Here is an 18439-nt window from a genome sequence, read left to right as displayed (position 1 = left end):
GGTTTTTACTAACTCTTACATTTTGCACAGCAGCCCATTTATCACATTTCAAAGCTTAACATCTTATTAACCTATCACTTAACCACGTAATGGCTAAGAACATTCAATTTGACACCGAAGGCCGCGACCGCTTGAAGCGCGGTGTGGATAAACTGGCGAACGCCGTTAAAGTAACGCTCGGGCCTAAAGGCCGCAACGTTATCATCGACAAGAAGTTCGGTGCGCCTTCCATTACCAAGGACGGCGTAACCGTAGCCAAAGAAATCGAGCTGCGCGACCCCATCGAGAACATGGGCGCCCAGCTGGTGAAGGAAGTAGCCTCGAAAACGGCCGACCAGGCCGGCGACGGCACCACCACGGCTACCGTACTGGCCCAGGCCATCTACACGGCCGGCTCGAAGAACGTGGCCGCCGGTGCTAACCCGATGGACCTCAAGCGCGGTATCGACAAGGCCGTGCAGGCCGTAGTGGCTAACCTGAAGGCTCAGTCGAAGCCGATTGCCAACAGCGCCGAAATCGCGCAGGTGGGTACCATCTCGGCCAACAACGACGCCGAAATCGGCAAGATGATTGCCGACGCGATGGATAAGGTTGGTAAAGAAGGTGTTATCACGGTAGAAGAAGCTCGCGGCACCGAGACCGAAGTAAAAACGGTAGAGGGCATGCAGTTCGACCGCGGCTACCTCTCGCCCTACTTCGTGACCAATCCCGAGAAAATGGAGACGGAGTTCGAGAACCCCTACATCCTCATCTACGACAAGAAGGTCAGCACCATGAAGGAGCTGCTGCCCGTGCTGGAGCAGGTGCTGCAGACTGGCAAGCCGCTGCTGATTATCTCAGAAGACGTGGATGGCGAGGCCCTGGCTACGCTGGTAGTAAACAAGCTGCGCGGCTCGCTGAAAATCGCGGCCGTGAAGGCTCCCGGCTTCGGCGACCGCCGCAAGGCTATGCTCGAAGACATCGCCACCCTCACGGGCGGTACGGTAATTTCGGAAGAGCGCGGCTACAAGCTGGAGAACGCTACCCTGGACTACCTCGGCACGGCGGAGAAAATCATCATCGACAAAGACAACACCACGATTGTCAATGGTAAAGGCCAGAAAGAGGATATCACGTCGCGCGTGAACCAGATTAAGGCCCAGATGGAAACTACTACTTCAGACTATGACAAGGAGAAGCTGCAAGAGCGCCTGGCCAAGCTGAGCGGTGGCGTGGCTATTCTCTACATCGGTGCCAGCACCGAGGTAGAAATGAAGGAAAAGAAAGACCGCGTAGACGATGCCCTGCACGCAACCCGCGCCGCCGTTGAGGAAGGCGTGGTGCCCGGCGGTGGCGTGGCTCTGGTGCGCGCCATTGAGGCGCTCGACGCCGTGACGACCCTGAACGGCGACGAGCGCACGGGTGTCAACATCATCCGTACGGCTCTGGAAGCTCCCCTGCGCACCATTGTGCAGAACGCCGGTGGCGAAGGCTCGGTAGTGGTGCAGAAGGTGCGCGATGGTAAAGGCGACTTTGGCTACAACGCCCGCGAGGACCGCTACGAAAATCTGACGGCCGCTGGTATCATCGACCCGACCAAAGTAACCCGCCTGGCGCTCGAGAACGCTGCTTCCATCGCCGGCCTGCTGCTGACGACCGAAGCCGTTATCTCGGATGAGCCCGAGCCTAAAGAAGCTGCTGGTGGCCACGGCGACGGTGGTATGGGCGGTATGGGTGGCATGGGCGGCATGATGTAAGCACCGCAGATTAAACGGATTTAACTGATTTCGCGGATACGCCCGCTGCGCGGGCTGACTTTCGGGTTTGGTTTGTTCGTTTGAATGATTGAAAAAGCCCCGCCGGACGTTGGTCCGGCGGGGCTTTTTGGTGGACGGTTGGCTTTGACCTACACCGCAGGAGCAGGCGCCGGATAATTGCGGGCGTCCATCATCTTGGCCAGACGGCCGCTGAGCAGGAAGAGAATGGCTGCCGCAACCGAAGCCGACACCACGAATACCATAAAAAAGTCGTAGAGGTTGGTGATGTGAAAGCCCAGCACCGACGGCGCGGGGGCGGTCGATTTGGGGTCTGGGTAGAGGCTGCTCATGTAGCCGGCCAGGTAGTTGGCGGCGGCATTGGCCAGAAACCAGACGGCCATCAGCAGGGAGGCAAACTTGACCGGGGCCAGCTTATTGACCAGTGACAGGCCGATGGGCGACAGGCACAGCTCGCCGGCCGAGTGCAGGAAGTAGAGCATCACCAGAAAGAACATGCTCACCTTCACGCCGGGCTGGAGGTTGTGCACCCCGAAGCACATTACCAGGTAGCCAGCGGCCAGCAAGGCCAGGCCCATTGCCATTTTGACGGGCGAGGCCGGCTCGGCGCCGCGCTTGCCCAGCGCAACCCAAACCATCGCCATGAGCGGCGCGCCGGCCACGACGAAAATAGCATTCAGGTTTTGAAATATACTAGCCGGCAGGGTAACACCGAAGATGGTCCGGTTCATCTGCTCATCGGCAAAGAACGTGAGCGAGGCCGGCGCCTGCTCAAAGGCTGCCCAGAAAAACACCACGAAGAATGACACGATAAAAATGACCATGATGCCCTGCACATCGGCTCCACTGAGCGATTTATCGCTGAATATCATGAAGATAATTGCCACAAGGGCAATGCCGAGCAGCGGGGCAATAGTCGGGAACATGGCGGTATCAAGCCATAGAATGCCCAGCACCAGCGCCAGTAGCACCGGCAGCAACGCATAAATTCCCTTCACCCCACCCGAGTTAACCGGCGTGAGGCCAACTTGCTCGCCTTCGGGCGTATGCAGGTATTTGCCTTTGCCCCAATTGAAAACGGCGGTACCGAGCAGCATGGCAATACCGCAGGCCAGGAAGGCCCAGCGGAAGTCGCCGGGGTGCCCCGTATCGCCTACCAGGCTGGTAATAGTATTGCCGATGAACGAACCCAGGTTGATGCCCATGTAGAAGATGGTGTAGGCCGCATCCTTGCGGGTATCGGTGGGCGAATAGAGCGAGCCTACCATGCTGGAGATATTAGGCTTAAAGAAGCCATTGCCCACAATCATGGTGCCCAGGCCAGCGTACAGCAGCCAGTGGCTAAGCTGATGCGTGCTGGCAGGCCCGTAGTTGCTGGCCGAGAAAAACAGCGTAAACTGCCCAATCGCCATCATCAGGCCGCCCACCGTTATGGAGCGCCGGTTGCCCCAGTAGCGGTCCGAGATAAAGCCCCCGATGAGCGGCGTGAGGTAAACCAGGCTGGTGTAGCCACCATAGAACTTCGACGCGAACGCCTTGTCCATCATCATGGCCTTGGTGAGAAACAGCACCAGCACGGCACGCATGCCGTAGTAGCTGAAACGCTCCCACATTTCGGTGGCAAACAGGAGGTAGAGGCCGCGCGGGTGGCTGCCCGAGGCCGTTTGGGGCGGTTGCGGGCGCAGGCTGGCGGTAGCAGGTTGCATGCAGAGAACGAAGAGGTAAAAGAGAAAGAAACGTAAATGCCCTTTCCACACTGGGCGGGGGGTGGGTAAAGCTAAGAAAACTTTTGGGTAATGAGGAGCAAAGGCGGCGGTATAACATAGTAAATTTACTATGTTATACCGCCGCCCAGGTGCACGAGCTCAATAGGTTTTGGCGGATAGTGCGGGTAGGCACAAATGCCTAAAAATCGTTTTCCCTTTTAAGTCAGACCAGTTTTTGAGCTTAAAAGCTGGCCGGACCCGGCCAGCTGCAAACGATTGCAGCGAAAATTCGCCGGAGGCCTTGTACATTTGTAGTACCATTCCACACTGTTCCCACCCACTTTTTGTTTCTCTGTTTCATGGCTGACCAAAAAGCAGTCGCTGCCCGCCTGGCCCCCTTAGGTTTTGTGCAGGCTCCGGCCCAGGCCCATCTCAACCTTACTCCCGCCGCGCTGGTGGAGCACGCGCTGCGCCGCCAGGAAGGCACGCTTACTGATACCGGCGCGCTGATGGCCGACACTGGCCAGTTTACGGGCCGCTCGCCCAAAGACCGGTTTGTGGTAAAGGATGCCAACACCGCCGACAGCGTGTGGTGGGGCGACATCAACATCGCCTTCGACCCCGCCCGCTTTGAGCAGCTGCACCAGAAAATGGTGGCTTACCTCGCCGACAAGGAAGTATTTGTGCGTGAAGCCTACGCCGGGGCCAATCCTGACTATCAGCTTAAGCTGCGCGTAGTAAATGAGCTGGCCTGGCACAACCTCTTCTGCTACAACATGTTTCTGCGGCCGGCGGCTGATGCCGACACGTCGTGGACGCCCGACTTCAGCATCATTTGTGCCCCCGGCTTTGAGGCCGACCCGGCCGTGGATGGCACCCGCCAGAAAAACTTCGCCATCATCGACTTCACCCGCAAGATGATTCTCATCGGCGGCACGGGCTATGCCGGCGAAATGAAAAAAGGCATATTCGGCGTATTGAATTATCTGTTGCCCCACGAGCACAACACGCTGGCCATGCACTGCTCGGCCAATGTGGGCCCCGACGGCGACACGGCTATTTTCTTTGGCCTCTCGGGCACTGGCAAAACGACGCTTTCGGCCGACCCGAACCGGGGACTTATCGGCGACGACGAGCACGGCTGGACGCCCGAGGCCGGCATTTTCAACTTCGAGGGCGGCTGCTACGCCAAGGTTATCGACCTGAGCCGCGCCAAGGAGCCCGAAATCTGGGATGCCATCCGCTTCGGCTCCATCGTGGAAAATACGCGCTTCCTGCCTGGCACGCACACGGTAGACTACGCCAATAAGTCGGTAACGGAGAACACGCGCACGGCCTACCCTATCCATTTCATTCCCAACTGTGTAGAGCCTTCAGTAGGCAGCTCTCCGAAGAATATCTTCTTCCTTACGGCGGATGCGTTTGGGGTACTGCCGCCCATCAGCAAGCTCAATAAGAGCCACGCCATGTACCACTTTATGTCGGGCTACACGGCAAAGGTAGCCGGCACCGAAATGGGCGTCACGGAGCCTCAGACTACGTTCTCGGCCTGCTTTGGGCAGGTATTTCTACCGCTGCACCCTACCAGGTACGCCGAGATGCTGGGCCAGAAAATGGACGAGCATCCCGATATCAACGTGTGGCTGGTGAATACGGGCTGGACCGGCGGCAGCTACGGCGTAGGCCACCGCATGAAGCTGGGCTACACCCGGACCATGATTACGGCCGCCCTCGGCGGGGTGCTTAACGAGGTGAACTTCAAGAAGCACCCCATTTTTGGGGTGGAAGTGCCCGGGGCCGTGCCCGGCGTACCCAGCGAGATACTGGACCCGCGCAATACCTGGGCCGATAAAGAGGCCTACGACCAAACCGCCTCGGAGCTGGCCGACAAGTTCATAAAAAACTTTGAGAAATACGCCGACTTTGCCAATGCCGAGATTATGGCCGGCGCGCCCAAAGCTGCAGTAGTAGCTTAGCTGGGGTAAGTAGCTAAAAAAGGCTCCGCTGGCAATTGCCGGCGGAGCCTTTTTTAGTGAGATATGGCAGTAGGCCAATTAGTTCCGGTCTTAGAGCTCTTCCAGGAAGAGTTCTAACCCAGGCTATTTCTCGGAGGTGGCTTTGGCAGGCTTGCCAGCCAGCTCACTCAGGTAGTGCTGCACGACCAGGGTAATGGAGGCGTACGACTCTTCGAGGCGAGCCAGGGCATCCTGGGGCGACATCCAGCGCACTTCCTCAATGTATTCCTCCGTTTGAGGCCGCATTACCGAGTCGTCGAGGCATTTCATTACGTACCAGCTCGTTTTCTTCAGCATTTTATTGCCTTTGTACGCATACGAGTGCCAGGTGCTGGGCAGCTTTTCGCCCAGCTCCACCTTGATATTGCACTCTTCCTCTACCTCACGGATGGCACCGAGGGCCACATCCTCCTCACTTTTGAGCTTCCCTTTGGGCAGGTCCCATTTACCGAGGCGATAAATCATGAGCACCTGCCCGTCTTTGACTACGAGGCCACCGGCGGCCTTGGCAATCTTAAACTGGTCTTTAAGATGCAGAATAAGATTCTTCTTTTTGCGGGCCAGCATGGTGAGCGAATCCAGCTTTTTCAGCTTTTTCACTTCCATCAGCCGCAACAGGCGGTCGAGAAAGGCCGGCGTGGCATCGCGCACCAGCACATCGCCCACCAAATCCTTGCTGGTAAAATCCTCATCGGCCGCAAGCACGAGGTCGTATTTATGCTTGTACACCTTGTCGCTGAGCTTTTTAATAATCAGCGGCACATCGTTGATGAAAACGTTCATCGGAAATTTCGAAAAGAAAAGAGTCTGCAATGGAATTATCCCCTTGCACTACCTGGAGCATACGGCTGGTAGCGCCGCAAGATACGGGGCCGCCGGTTTTTTGCCACACTAGCTGGCGGCGTTGCATCTTTGCCGCCGCTATGACGCGCATCGCCCTCCTCTCCGATACCCACGGCTATTTCGACGAGCGCCTGGCGCACCACCTGCGCGGTGCCAACGAGATATGGCACGCCGGCGACTTTGGCTCCTCAGAGCTGGTAGTGCAGCTAGCGGGCCTGGCGCCGGTATTTCGGGGCGTGTATGGCAACATCGACGGCACCGACGTGCGCTGCACCGAGCCGCTGGTGCAGGACTTCGCGGTAGAGGGCCTGCGGGTGCTCATGACGCACATTGGGGGTTACCCTGGGCACTATGCCCCGGCCGCGCGGCAGCTGCTGGCTCAGGCGCGGCCGGGGCTATTCGTATGCGGCCACTCGCATATTCTGCGCGTAATGCCCGACCCTAAGCTGAATCTATTGGCGCTCAACCCCGGCGCGGCGGGTCGGCACGGCTTTCATAAGGTGCGCACGATGCTGCGCTTCGGCATCGACCGGGGTAAGGTAGTAGAGATGCAGGCCATCGAACTGGGCCCGCGCACGGCAATGGCAGACACGGGCGTACGCTAAAAAGGCGTCCGGCCACAGAGCCGGACGCCTTTTTCTTACGTAGTCAGCAGCAGCCTACAGCGCGATTTCGGGCTTCGGGTGCTCGCCTTCCTGGCCGTCGTTGTTCACCGGCTTGGTTTCAGCCTCGGCAGCGTCAAACCCTTCGCCGCCGGTCTGGTTAGCTTCCGTGGCCTGATTTTCTTCGGGGGTTTTGCTTTCCAGCGCGTGCTTGGCACCTTCCACGAGGTTGTGGGCAGCTTCCTGCACGGCATCGGTGGCCTTTTCCACTAGGCTGCTGTGCGCTACGGCGTCAACGGCATCGCTGGCTACGTGCTTTACTTTATCGGCAGCAGCGGAGGCAGCGTGCGCCACTTTGCTGAAGATGCCTTCCTCTTTCGCGGCCGCCTTATCGTTTTTGTTAGCCACGGAAGCATCGCTTTGGGCAGCCACGTTTGGGGCAGCCTGGCCAAAGCGTGATTTGAGCTCGTCCAGGTCCACGTTTTTCAGCACGGGCGTACGCAGCAAGTTCTTGATTTTGCGCACTTCATTGTTGGCACGGGCAATGTTTTTGCGGTGCTTGCGCTTCAGACGGGTAACGGACATGATTTCCGGGGAAATGAGAGTTCTGGCAAATGAGGTGCAAAAATAAGGCTTTACTTTTGGAATTCCAAACCCTTTGCTTAATCCCTTGGCTTTAGCTCCTTCTCCCCTGCCGATTATCGATTTGCGCTCCGATACCGTGACGCGCCCCACCCCCGCCATGCTCGCCGCTATGCAGGCCGCCGCAGTCGGCGACGATGTGTACGACGAAGACCCCACCGTACGGGCGCTGGAAACCAGCCTGGCCGCCCGCTTCGGCATGGGGGCCGGCTTGTTCTGCCCCTCGGGCACGATGACTAACCAGCTGGCTATCATGGCGCACTGCGCGCCCGTGTCGGAGGTTATCTGCGAAGCCACGGCCCACGTGTACCTGTGGGAAGTGGGCGGCATTATGCACCACGCGCGCGCCTCGGTAGCGCTGCTGCCCGGCAACCGGGGTCGCCTCACGGCCAGCCAGGTGGCCGGGGCCGTGCGCCCGGCCGGCAACGTACACTACCCTACTACCCGGCTGGTGTGCCTCGAAAATACCCACAACCGAGGCGGCGGCAGCTGCTATGCCTGGTCGGATTTGGAGGAAATCGCGGCATTTACCAAAAAGAATAAGCTGGCCCTGCACCTCGACGGCGCGCGTATCTTCAACGCGCTGGTGGCCACCGGCCAGCGCAGCGAGGACTACGGCAAGCTGTTCGACTCCATCTCGGTGTGCCTGAGCAAGGGGCTGGGCGCCCCGGTGGGCTCGGTGCTGCTGGGCTCGCAGGAGTTTATCAACGGCTGCAAGCGGCTGCGCAAATTATTCGGGGGCGGCTGGCGGCAGGCGGGCTACCTGGCAGCGGCCGGACTCTATGCCCTGGAAAACAACGTGGCCCGCTTGGCCGATGACCACCGCCGCGCCGCGCAGCTGGCGGAGGCGCTGCGCCCGCTGCCTTACGTGGCTGAAATCCTGGCGCCCGAAACCAACCTCGTTATTTTCCGCCTCGATGAAACCCGCCTGACCGTAGCTGATTTCCTGGCTCGCCTCGAAAGCCAGGGCATTAAGGCCAGCGGCTTTGGCGGGAGCTGGGTACGCTTTGTGACCCACCTCGACGTAAGCCAGGAGATGCTGGAACGGGTTATCGCGGCGCTGCCGGGGCTGGCTGGCTAGGCCCTTCTTCCTGAACTGACCAAGCGATTGGGGGCTGCCTGCTTACCAGCGGGTGGCCCCTATAGATTTCGAATGGATTTATATAATGCGTTGTCCTTGCTGCTGGTGCTGGCAGCTGGCTTTGCCTACCTCAATTACCGCTTCCTCAGGATGCCACCCGCCATTGGGCTGATGGTGCTGGGGCTGGGAGTATCGCTGGCGCTGGTAGGGCTGGCCCAGCTCGGCGTGAAGCCGGTGCTGGAACTGGCCCGCGTGGTGGGCTCCCTCGATTTTAGCGCCCTGGTGATGCAGGTGATGCTGGGCTTCCTGCTGTTCGCCGGCGCCATCCACGTCGATACCCGGCGGCTGGGGCGGCTGCGCTGGTCGGTGGGCACGCTGGCGCTTATTGGCACCCCACTAAGCACGGCGCTGGTGGGCGGGGCCATGTATTGGCTGCTGCCCTGGCTGGGGCTGCCTACGCCGCTGCTGTACTGCCTGCTGTTTGGGGCACTCATCTCGCCAACCGACCCCGTGGCCGTGCTCAGCATTCTGACCAAAGCCAACATTGAAAAAGACCTGGAAATAAAGATTGTGGGTGAGTCGCTGTTCAACGACGGCGTGGGCGTGGTGCTGTTTGTGGTGCTGCTGGAAATGGCGCAGCCAGGCTCGCAGGCTGTTACCATCGGCCATGCGCTGCGCATTTTTGCGCAGGAAGCACTGGGCGGCGTGGCGCTGGGCATAGCGCTGGGACTGGGGGCCGCCTGGCTGCTGCGCAGTATTGATAACTACCAGGTGGAGGTGCTGATAACGCTGGCCCTGGTTGCCGGAGGCACAGCGCTAGCTCACTGCCTGCGCACCTCGGTGCCGCTGGCAATGGTGGTGGCGGGCCTGCTGGTGGGCCATTTCAGTCGCCTGGACCCGGTACCATCCAATGCGTCACAGGACTACGTGAACAAGTTCTGGGAGCTGGTTGATGAGGTGCTCAACGCCGTGCTTTTTGTACTGGTGGGCCTGGAGGCGCTGGTGCTGCCCATCACAGGCCAAATCATTGGGGCAGGGGTAGCGGCTATTGCGGTGGTGCTGGTGGCGCGGCTGCTTTCGGTATGGCTGCCGCTGGTGGGGCTGCGGCGCAGCGGCTTGTTCACGCCTTCGCAGCGGAGCGTGCCAGTACTAACCTGGGGTGGACTGCGCGGCGGGCTATCGGTGGCGCTGGCCCTGAGCTTGCCGGCTTCGGCGCCGCGCGAGCTACTGGTGGGCATTACCTACGTGATAGTGGTATTTTCTATTATTGGCCAAGGGCTCACGATTGGGCCACTGGTGCGCTGGCTGGGAGTGGGCAAGGAGCAATAATTTTAGACTTTCAATCGAACAATAATGCGATGAGATATAATGAAGTTGCTCAGGATAAACAAGAATATATTTCATATAATTATTATATATTTGTTAATTAATTTATAATATCCGACCGAAGCAGCTTTTCAACCCGGTAATCCTTTTTGCTGGCGCTAAGCCGACCGGCACTATGCTGGACGATTAACGGTTTTACTAGACCGGCACACTATCCGTTTTTTATGTCCAACCCCCATCCCGAACCCCACTGGCACGCCGCCGCGCTGGCCCACTTACACCAGGCCGACCCCATTTTATCAAAAGCTATTGCCCGCGTGGCCGGCCCGGTGCGCCCCGCCGCCCACGAAGACCTGTACCTGGCGCTGCTGCGCGCCATCGTGAGCCAGCAGATTTCGACCAAGGCAGCGGCGGCCATCTGGCGGCGCTTTACGGCCCTTTTTAGGCCCGATGGCTACCCCGAGCCGCGCGAGGTGCTGCGCCGGGAGGAGGACGAGCTGCGCGAGGCCGGCCTTTCCCGTCAGAAAATCGGCTACCTGAAAGCCATTGCCGACTACCAGGAGCGCGGCCTGCTCGACTACGAGCACCTGAGCCAGCTCGACGAGGAGGCCTTTACCAAACACCTCACCGCCATCAAAGGCGTGGGCCGGTGGACGGCCCAGATGCTGCAAATGTTTGCCCTCGACCAGCCCGACGTGTTCAGCGAAGGCGACCTGGGCCTGCAAAACGCCATGCGCAAATGGTATAACCTGGAAGAAACCGGCCGGGCGCTGCAAAAGAAAATGCTGCTGCTGGCCGAGCCCTGGCGCCCCTACCGCTCCCTGGCCTGCAAATACCTGTGGAAGTCGCTTGACCCCACCCCGCCCATCAACGCCGACCTGGGCTGGGACTAAAGTAGCGTGGACTCTGCGAGTCCGCGCTGCCTCAACCTATCTTTGGGTTTACGTTAGAATTACCCCCAAACCTCCCTGCTCTCCCCAATGGCCGACCCCCACGTAGCCGCCCACCCCACCCTCTCCAAAACCGAGCTGCTTGCCGCCAAAAACCAGGAAGCCCTGCTCGGCGGCGGCCAGGCCCGCATCGACGCCCAGCACAAAAAAGGCAAGCTCACCGCCCGCGAACGCATTGACCTGCTGCTTGATGAAGGCTCGTTCGAGGAAATCGGCAAGTTTGTGATGCACCGTGCCAAAGACTTTGGCCTCGACAAGGAATATTACCTCGGCGATGGCGTCGTGACCGGCTACGGCACCGTGCACGGCCGCCTGGTGTACGTTTTCTCGCAGGATTTCACGGTATTTGGCGGCTCGCTGAGCGAGACGCACGCCGAAAAAATCGTCAAAATCATGGACCTGGCCATGAAGAACGGCGCCCCGGTGATTGGCCTCAACGACTCGGGCGGCGCCCGCATTCAGGAGGGCGTGGTGAGCCTGGGCGGCTACGCCGATATCTTCTATAAGAATACCCTGGCCAGCGGCGTGGTGCCGCAGCTCTCGGCCATTATGGGGCCGTGCGCGGGCGGCGCGGTGTACTCGCCGGCCATTACCGACTTCATTCTGATGGTCGAAAACACGAGCTATATGTTCGTGACCGGCCCCAACGTGGTGAAGACCGTGACCCACGAAAACGTAACCAGCGAGGAGCTGGGCGGGGCCAGCACCCACTCGGCCAAGAGCGGCGTTACGCACTTCACCGCGCCCAACGAGGTCGTCATTATTCAGCAGCTCAAGCAGCTGCTGAGCTACATGCCCCAAAACTGCGAAGAAACTGCGCCCGCCGTGGCTTATTCGCCGCAAGGCGACGAAAGCCGCCCGGCGCTCGATACGCTCATCCCCGACAACGCCAACCAGCCCTACGACATCCGCGAAGTAATTGAGGGCCTGATTGATGCCGGCTCCTTTATGGAGGTGCACCAGAACTTCGCCGAGAACATCGTGGTGGGCTTTGCCAGGCTGGCCGGCCGCAGCATCGGCATCGTGGGCAACCAGCCGGCGGTACTGGCCGGCGTGCTCGACATCAACGCCAGCACCAAAGCGGCCCGCTTCGTGCGCTTCTGCGACTCGTTTAATATCCCGCTGCTGGTGCTCGAAGACGTGCCCGGCTTCCTGCCCGGCACCGACCAGGAGTGGCGCGGCATCATCACCAACGGGGCCAAGCTGCTCTACGCCTTCTGCGAGGCCACCGTGCCGCGCATCACCGTGATTACCCGCAAGGCTTACGGCGGCGCGTACGACGTAATGAACAGCAAGCACATCGGCGCCGACCTCAACTTTGCCTGGCCTACCGCCGAAATTGCCGTGATGGGCGCTAAGGGCGCGGCCGAAATCATCTTCAAGCGCGAAATCGCCCAGGCCGAAGACCCCGAAGCCAAGCTCCAGGAAAAGGTAGACGAGTACCAGCAGAAATTTGCCACGCCCTACCGCGCCGCGCACCGCGGCTTCGTGGACGAGGTAATTATGCCCTCGCAAACCCGGCAAAAATTAATTCGCGCCTTTAAGATGCTGGAAAATAAAGTGGACACGCTGCCGCGTAAAAAGCACGGCAACATTCCGCTGTAATTTCTTCTTTAACGCAAAGTTTCGCGAAGTTGGCGCGAAGCTTTGTAGAGCCGGCTTTTCCAGACTTCGCGCCCAACTTCGCGAAACTTTGCGTTAAATTCATCAGTAGCTATGCGTCCCGAGTCCTTTGCCTTTCTTGAGAAGTATCTGAATAATTCCTCGCCCACTGGTTTTGAGAAAGAAGGCCAGAAATTGTGGCTGGAGTACATTAAGCCCTACATCGACTCTTATTTTGTCGATACCTACGGTACCGTCGTGGGCGTGATTAATCCCGACGCGAAATACAAGGTCGTCATTGAGGCGCACGCCGATGAGATATCGTATTTCGTGAATTATATCACCAAGGAGGGCTACCTGTATCTGCGCCGCAACGGCGGCTCCGATGCGCTGGTGGCCCCGAGCAAGCGGGTAAATATTTACGGCGAAAAAGGCGTGGTAAAGGGCGTGTTTGGGTGGCCGGCCATCCACGTGCGCAAGGTGGAGCAGGACAAAGCGCCCACCATTGAAACCATCTTCCTCGACTGCGGCGCCAGCAGCGCCGATGAAGTGGAGGAAATGGGTATCCACGTCGGCTCCGTGGTAACGTTTGAGGACGAGTTTACCGTGCTCAACGATAAGTACTACGTAGGCCGCGCCCTCGATAACCGCGTGGGCGGCTTCATGATTGCCGAAGTAGCCCGGATGCTGAAAGAGAACGGCAAAAAGCTGCCTTTCGGCCTCTACATCGTGAATGCGGTGCAGGAGGAAATCGGCCTGCGCGGGGCCGAGATGGTGGCCCACCGCATCAATCCCGACGTGGCCATTATCACCGACGTAACCCACGACACGCAGTCGCCGATGTACGAGAAGAAAACCAGCGGCGATATTTTCTGTGGCAAAGGCCCGGTCATTACCTACGGCCCGGCCGTGCAGAATAATCTGCGCGATTTAATTATTACCACTGCCAGGGAGACCGACATTCCGTTTCAGCGCGCTTCGGCTACCCGCGCTACCGGCACCGATACGGATGCCTTCGCATATTCGGGCTCGGGCGTGGCGTCGGCGCTTATCTCGCTGCCACTCAAGTATATGCACACTACTGTTGAAACCGTCCACAAAGACGACGTAGATAGCGTGACGCGCCTTATCTACGAGACACTGCTGCGGATTGAGGACGGCCACGATTTCCGGTATTTCAGCTAATTCCCACTAGCGCTTATAGTTCCTAACCGCACGTCATGCTGAGCTTGCCGAAGCATCTCTACCGAACAACACCTTAGCGGCGCGGTAGAGATGCTTCGGCAAGCTCAGCATGACGTGCTGGTTTAAATATTCCAGTGACGGTTTTTAGTTACTCGCATGGCTTACAATTCGCAGCAGCGATTGCGCACTGTAGTTGACCAAATGGGCAGGGAGGTACAGTATCCCTACCCCCCGCTGCGGATTGTTTCGCTGGTGCCTTCCCAAACCGAGTTATTATTCGACTTGGGATTACAGAAGCAGGTGGCAGGCGTAACCAAGTTTTGTATTTACCCGCCATCTGCCCGCCACTCGGCCAGCGTAATCGGCGGCACCAAGAATTTTGATTTCGCTAAAATCAAGGCGGCTCAGCCAGATTTAATTATTGGCAATAAGGAGGAAAACTATCAGGAAGGCATTGCGCACCTGGAGCAGCACTTTCCGGTTTGGCTGAGCGATATCGCCGACTTGCCGGGCGCGCTCGATATGATACGCCGCGTGGGCGACCTCACGGGAAAGCTGCACCTAGCCGAGCCGCTGGCCGCCGAAATCAAGCACTCGTTTGATAAGCTCCGCCTGGCGGCTACTGCGCCCCTGGCGTCGGCCGCGTATTTTATCTGGCGTAAGCCGTACATGGTAGCGGCCAGCGGCACCTTTATCGACGATATGCTGCGGCGGGCAGGCTTTCGCAATGCGTTTGCGGGCCTCGGCCGCTACCCCGAAATCGCGCCCGAGCAGCTGGCTAGGGTGGCGCCAGCGCATATTTTCCTATCATCGGAGCCGTATCCGTTTGGCGAAAAACACGTGGCTGAGTTTCAGGAGATTTGCCCAGCCGCAAAAATTCAGGTGGTAAATGGCGAGCTGTTTAGCTGGTACGGGAGCCGGCTGCGCCTTTCGGCCGCTTATTTTCAGCAATTGCGCCACCCGGCTATCCCGGAATAGTCAGGGCCGCAATACCTTGCGCTCCTAACCTCCCCTGCCCTATGGACCAGCGCATCATCAACCTCTTCGACGAGTACACCCACCGCCCACTATCGCGCAAGGAATTTCTGGACCGTCTGGTGGTGCTGGCGGGCAGCGCGGCCCTGGCTACCACGGCCCTTTCGGTGCTGGAGCCCGGCTATGCCCGGGCCGCCACCATCTCGCCCCTGGCGGAAGACTTGGTGGAAGAAACTGTGACCTGGCCCGGCGACGGCGCCACCGTGAGTGGGTACCTGGTGCACCCCAAAGCCAAGAAAAAGCGCGGCGCGGTGCTCGTAATCCACGAAAACCGGGGCCTCACGCCGCACATCAAGGATGTAACCCGCCGCGTGGCGCAGGCGGGCTACCTGGCGCTGGGCGTCGATGCGCTGTCGGTGGCGGGCGGCACGCCCACCAATGAAGACAAGGGCCGCGAGCTAATCGGGCAGCTCGACCCGCAGAAAAACCTCCATAATTACCTCGCCGCCCTCACCTACCTGCGCGCCCGGCCTGAGTGCAACGGCCGCACCGGCTGCGTAGGTTTCTGCTGGGGCGGCGGGCTAGCCAACCAGCTGGCGGTGCATGACCCCAGGCTCAACGCTGCCGTGGCTTACTACGGCCAGCAGCCCAAGGCCGAAGACGTGCCCCAGATAAAAGCCAACGTGATGCTGCACTACGCCGGCCTGGATGAGCGCATCGACGCCGGCATCCCGGCCTACGAAGCGGCCCTGAAAGCCGCGCACATTCCCTACGAGCTCTTTGTGTACGAAGGCGTTAACCACGCCTTTAATAACGATACCTCACCGGCTCGCTACAATGCCGAGGCGGCTAAACTGGCCTGGGAGCGCACGTTGCGGCTGTTTAAGGAGAAGCTGGGGTAAATAATTATCAGCTACAATGCGTGCGCATTTTATTGTAAGCCCTTTGTTATGGGCGCTACCGGCTGCTGGTTGCCTCTTTAGCTGTAATAAAGTCTATGAGGGAGAGCAATTATCCCCTAAAACGTCGCAACGCCTGCAACGCTTAGGCCTATTGAATCCTGGCGAGAAGATTTACCAGTTTTATTCAAATGCGCCGAATAAAGCGGCGGGCGCGGGCAATTTTTATACCTCAGAAAGAATTGCTCAGTATTGGCTGGATGATGATAAGCAGAAAACCCAATTAAGTTTTGCTTACTACAAGGATATTACGCGTATAGATACTACCTATTTAGACAAGACGCTGACATACATTTCTTACATGGTTATTACTCGCAAAGATGGTAGTCAATTCCAAGTTTACGTAGGTGGTAATAAACTAGTTGTCAGCGCTTTTTTTGAACATTCTATTGCGCATTGGAAGGCAGCCACTTGCTCAAGCAACTAAGCCATTCCTAGTAGCTTATCCGGCGTAATCGGTAATTCTCTTACCCGCGTACCAGTAGCGTGAAATACCGCATTCGCAATGGCGGCGCTCACGCCTACAATACCGATTTCGCCCAGCCCTTTGGCACCCATCGGGTCGAGGTAGGTATCGGGCTGGTCGATGAAAAGCACGTCGATGTCAAGCGGCATATCGGCATTGACGGGCACGTGGTAATTAGCCAGGTCGTGGTTGGTGATGCGGCCGAAGCGGTGGTCGAGCACGGCGTCTTCCATTAGCGCTAGCCCGATGGCCCAGGTGAGGGCACCGTACACCTGACTGCGGGCGGTTTGGTGGTTCATAATGCGGCCCGCATCGATGGCCGATACCACGCGGCTCATACGCACCTCGCGGGTGTGGGCATTTACGCGCACCTCCACGAAAGTGGCGCAGAACGACTTGCCCGACTTCTCCCCTTTCTCCGGCACTTCGGGCGACTCGTGCATGACTTCGAGCGCGGGCTGGCCGGCCTGGCGCAGCACGTCGCCATACGTGCGGCCGGTAGCGGGGTGGCCCGCCAGGTACACGGTGCCGCTATCGGCCACCAGGTCGGCTAGCTTAGCCTTGGCAAAGGGGGAGCCCGGCATACTAAACGCCAGCTTAATAAGCTGCTGCTTCAGTTCTACGCAGGTGTCGTGCACGGCCGCGCCTACCGAGGCCACGGTGTGCGAGCCAAACTGGCCCGGCGCCTCGGGGTAGGCCGCGTCGCCCAGCTCGAAGCGGATATTTTCGGGGGCCACGCCGCTGGCATCGGCCGCAATCTGGGTCATGACGGTGGCCGTGCCGGGGCCGACGTCGGCCGTGGCGCTCTGTACCAGCAGGGTGCCGTCGGGGAGCAGGCGGGCGCGGGCGCTGGCCTTAGCCCGCGAGGCGTGGTAGATGCCCATCGCCACGCCCTGCCCCACCAGCCAGTCGCCGTCGCGGGTGGCGCCGGGCGTGGGGTTGCGCTTATTCCAGCCGAATTTCTCGGCGCCCTGGGCGTAGCACTCGCGCAGGTAGTTGCTGCTCCAGGGCTTGTCGCCCTCGGGGTCTACTTCGGCAAAGTTCTTTAGGCGCAACGCCAGCGGGTCCATCTTCAGGGCGTAGGCCAGCTCATCCATCGCCGATTCGAGGGCGAACGAGCCGGTGGTCTCGCCGGGGCCGCGTGCCCAGGCGGGCGTGCTCATATCGAGCGGCACAAGGTGATACGTCAGTTCGGCATTGGGGCAGCGGTAGCCCGACTTGGTGGGGTGCAGAATACGCTCGGTAAACTGCTCGTAGCGTGAGGTGGCCCCAAAGGCTTCGTGCGACACGCCTACCAGGGTGCCATCGGCCTGCGCGCCCAGCGCTACCCGCTGCACCGAGCGCGGCCGGTAGCCCACCATATTGAATTCCTGCTCGCGCTGGTTCACCACCTTCACCGGGCGGCCCACCACCTTCGCACCGATGATGGCGGCCATCTCGGGCGGCCAGATGCGCGACGCGCCTCCAAAGGCCCCGCCCACGAACGGCGAATGCACCTGCACGCTTTCCTTGGGCAGGGCCCAGAGCTTCATCAGGTCTTTCTGGGCCAGCGACGGCGCCTGGGTTTTATTCCAGACCGTGAGCTGGTTGCCCTGCCACTCGGCAATGGCGGCGTGCATCTCCATCGGGTTGTGCACTTGCAGCGGCGTCTGGTACTCGTGGGCTATCTGCACCGGGGCCGTTTTGTAGGCCTGGGGCTGGCCGCGGGTATAGTCCTTCTCCTTTTTGGGCTTGTAGCTGCTGGCTAAGCCTTTGGTGATATCGGTTTGCGGGGCGGTGTGCTCGTACTGCACGCGTACCAGCGCGGCGGCGTGCTGCGCCTGCTCCAGCGTGCCCGCGATGACCAGGGCTACCGGCTGGTTGCTGTAGTGAATTTCAGCGTCGAAAAACACCCGAAACTGCTGGCCCTCCACGCGCTCATCGGGCTGCGGATTTTCGTAGCCCGGCACTTTGGGCGAGTTCAAATGCGACACGATGGCCAGTACGCCGGGTGTCTTGGCCGCCTCGGCAGTATCAAGGTGCGTGATGCGCCCGGCGGCGATAGTGCTGGTAACCAGCACCCCGTGCACGCATCCCGGCACTAAGTGCTCGGCGGCGTAGCGGGCCTGGCCGGTAACTTTCTGACGGCCGTCGACGCGGCGGTGGGGTTGCCCAATCTGAGGAGTAGCAGCCATAGTTTTACGCAAAGGCGGGCTACGTCTACGCTATTTCAGGCGGGGCGTTCGCCTGAGCATACCTGGTGGCTGAGAATATATTATAAATAATTAAATATTTATAAATATCTAACTATTTATAATCTATACATTATAGTCGAAGAAATGAACGTCCTGCTG

The 18439-nt window shown here is 59.3% G+C and carries 15 protein-coding genes; 11 read left to right on the top strand and 4 right to left on the bottom strand.

The annotated features are described in order from the left end of the window. The first annotated feature begins 89 nt into the window (after positions 1 to 89). Positions 90 to 1736: a chaperonin GroEL gene (gene groL, locus F6X24_RS12730; protein WP_151088362.1), complete on the top strand. Its 1647-nt coding sequence runs from the start codon at positions 90 to 92 to the stop codon at positions 1734 to 1736. A gap of 149 nt (positions 1737 to 1885) precedes the next feature. On the opposite strand, the gene F6X24_RS12725 is transcribed toward groL, so the two are convergent. Further along, positions 1886 to 3460 (bottom strand): peptide MFS transporter, encoded by a 1575-nt coding sequence (locus F6X24_RS12725; protein WP_151088361.1) that lies wholly within the window; start codon positions 3458 to 3460, stop codon positions 1886 to 1888. Between the two features lie 359 nt (positions 3461 to 3819). On the opposite strand from F6X24_RS12725, the gene pckA reads away from it, so the two are divergent. After that, positions 3820 to 5436 carry a phosphoenolpyruvate carboxykinase (ATP) gene (gene pckA / locus F6X24_RS12720; RefSeq protein WP_151088360.1) on the top strand — a complete coding sequence of 539 codons (1617 nt, stop codon included), beginning with the start codon at positions 3820 to 3822 and terminating at the stop codon, positions 5434 to 5436. A gap of 123 nt (positions 5437 to 5559) precedes the next feature. Here the strand turns inward: pckA and F6X24_RS12715 are convergent, their stop codons facing one another. Further along, positions 5560 to 6258 carry an NUDIX hydrolase gene (locus F6X24_RS12715; RefSeq protein WP_151088359.1) on the bottom strand — a complete coding sequence of 233 codons (699 nt, stop codon included), beginning with the start codon at positions 6256 to 6258 and terminating at the stop codon, positions 5560 to 5562. A 140-nt stretch (positions 6259 to 6398) separates the two neighbouring features. Here F6X24_RS12715 and F6X24_RS12710 point away from each other — a divergent pair, with 140 nt between their 5' ends. Further along, positions 6399 to 6923: a metallophosphoesterase family protein gene (locus F6X24_RS12710; RefSeq protein WP_151088358.1), complete on the top strand. Its 525-nt coding sequence runs from the start codon at positions 6399 to 6401 to the stop codon at positions 6921 to 6923. 54 nt (positions 6924 to 6977) lie between these two features. Here F6X24_RS12710 and F6X24_RS12705 read toward each other — a convergent pair whose 3' ends face one another. Further along, positions 6978 to 7505: a hypothetical protein gene (locus F6X24_RS12705; RefSeq protein WP_151088357.1), complete on the bottom strand. Its 528-nt coding sequence runs from the start codon at positions 7503 to 7505 to the stop codon at positions 6978 to 6980. Between the two features lie 85 nt (positions 7506 to 7590). Here F6X24_RS12705 and F6X24_RS12700 point away from each other — a divergent pair, with 85 nt between their 5' ends. The 8 genes from F6X24_RS12700 (at position 7591) to F6X24_RS12665 (ending at position 16067) form a co-directional block, all read left to right on the top strand. Beyond that, positions 7591 to 8643 (top strand): threonine aldolase family protein, encoded by a 1053-nt coding sequence (locus tag F6X24_RS12700; protein WP_317132484.1) that lies wholly within the window; start codon positions 7591 to 7593, stop codon positions 8641 to 8643. 72 nt (positions 8644 to 8715) lie between these two features. Beyond that, positions 8716 to 9972 (top strand): cation:proton antiporter, encoded by a 1257-nt coding sequence (locus F6X24_RS12695; RefSeq protein WP_151088356.1) that lies wholly within the window; start codon positions 8716 to 8718, stop codon positions 9970 to 9972. Positions 9973 to 10193: 221 nt separating this feature from the next. Then, entirely contained in the window at positions 10194 to 10862 is a 669-nt protein-coding gene (locus F6X24_RS12690) for a DNA-3-methyladenine glycosylase family protein (protein ID WP_151088355.1), read from the top strand. 87 nt (positions 10863 to 10949) lie between these two features. Then, positions 10950 to 12524 (top strand): acyl-CoA carboxylase subunit beta, encoded by a 1575-nt coding sequence (locus F6X24_RS12685; RefSeq protein WP_151088354.1) that lies wholly within the window; start codon positions 10950 to 10952, stop codon positions 12522 to 12524. Positions 12525 to 12635: 111 nt separating this feature from the next. Further along, on the top strand, positions 12636 to 13706 hold the full coding sequence (locus tag F6X24_RS12680) for a M42 family metallopeptidase (protein ID WP_151088353.1): 1071 nt from the start codon (positions 12636 to 12638) through the stop codon (positions 13704 to 13706). A gap of 156 nt (positions 13707 to 13862) precedes the next feature. Then, positions 13863 to 14684, top strand: coding sequence for an ABC transporter substrate-binding protein (locus tag F6X24_RS12675; RefSeq protein WP_229725078.1), 822 nt, complete (start codon positions 13863 to 13865; stop codon positions 14682 to 14684). A gap of 41 nt (positions 14685 to 14725) precedes the next feature. Then, a complete protein-coding gene (locus tag F6X24_RS12670; protein ID WP_151088352.1) occupies positions 14726 to 15583 on the top strand; it encodes a dienelactone hydrolase family protein in 858 nt (285 codons plus the stop codon). Between the two features lie 16 nt (positions 15584 to 15599). Beyond that, positions 15600 to 16067: a hypothetical protein gene (locus F6X24_RS12665; protein ID WP_151088351.1), complete on the top strand. Its 468-nt coding sequence runs from the start codon at positions 15600 to 15602 to the stop codon at positions 16065 to 16067. On the opposite strand, the gene F6X24_RS12660 is transcribed toward F6X24_RS12665, so the two are convergent. Next, positions 16064 to 18280 carry a xanthine dehydrogenase family protein molybdopterin-binding subunit gene (locus tag F6X24_RS12660; protein ID WP_151088350.1) on the bottom strand — a complete coding sequence of 739 codons (2217 nt, stop codon included), beginning with the start codon at positions 18278 to 18280 and terminating at the stop codon, positions 16064 to 16066. The genes F6X24_RS12665 and F6X24_RS12660 overlap by 4 nt on opposite strands. Positions 18281 to 18439 lie beyond the last annotated feature (159 nt).

Source organism: Hymenobacter baengnokdamensis, from assembly GCF_008728635.1.
Taxonomy (GTDB): domain Bacteria; phylum Bacteroidota; class Bacteroidia; order Cytophagales; family Hymenobacteraceae; genus Hymenobacter; species Hymenobacter baengnokdamensis.
Note: the sequence above shows the minus strand (reverse complement) of the source record. Positions and strands in the feature narration are given on the sequence as shown.

Coding starts and splice junctions, on each gene's coding strand:
- F6X24_RS12695 (WP_151088356.1), top strand. CDS start 8,716: ATGGATTTATATAATGCGTTGTCCTTGCTGCTGGTGCTGGCAGCTGGC.
- F6X24_RS12670 (WP_151088352.1), top strand. CDS start 14,726: ATGGACCAGCGCATCATCAACCTCTTCGACGAGTACACCCACCGCCCA.
- F6X24_RS12685 (WP_151088354.1), top strand. CDS start 10,950: ATGGCCGACCCCCACGTAGCCGCCCACCCCACCCTCTCCAAAACCGAG.
- pckA (WP_151088360.1), top strand. CDS start 3,820: ATGGCTGACCAAAAAGCAGTCGCTGCCCGCCTGGCCCCCTTAGGTTTT.
- F6X24_RS12710 (WP_151088358.1), top strand. CDS start 6,399: ATGACGCGCATCGCCCTCCTCTCCGATACCCACGGCTATTTCGACGAG.
- F6X24_RS12660 (WP_151088350.1), bottom strand. CDS start 18,280: ATGGCTGCTACTCCTCAGATTGGGCAACCCCACCGCCGCGTCGACGGC.
- F6X24_RS12675 (WP_229725078.1), top strand. CDS start 13,863: ATGGCTTACAATTCGCAGCAGCGATTGCGCACTGTAGTTGACCAAATG.
- F6X24_RS12690 (WP_151088355.1), top strand. CDS start 10,194: ATGTCCAACCCCCATCCCGAACCCCACTGGCACGCCGCCGCGCTGGCC.
- groL (WP_151088362.1), top strand. CDS start 90: ATGGCTAAGAACATTCAATTTGACACCGAAGGCCGCGACCGCTTGAAG.
- F6X24_RS12680 (WP_151088353.1), top strand. CDS start 12,636: ATGCGTCCCGAGTCCTTTGCCTTTCTTGAGAAGTATCTGAATAATTCC.
- F6X24_RS12715 (WP_151088359.1), bottom strand. CDS start 6,258: ATGAACGTTTTCATCAACGATGTGCCGCTGATTATTAAAAAGCTCAGC.
- F6X24_RS12725 (WP_151088361.1), bottom strand. CDS start 3,460: ATGCAACCTGCTACCGCCAGCCTGCGCCCGCAACCGCCCCAAACGGCC.
- F6X24_RS12705 (WP_151088357.1), bottom strand. CDS start 7,505: ATGTCCGTTACCCGTCTGAAGCGCAAGCACCGCAAAAACATTGCCCGT.
- F6X24_RS12665 (WP_151088351.1), top strand. CDS start 15,600: ATGCGTGCGCATTTTATTGTAAGCCCTTTGTTATGGGCGCTACCGGCT.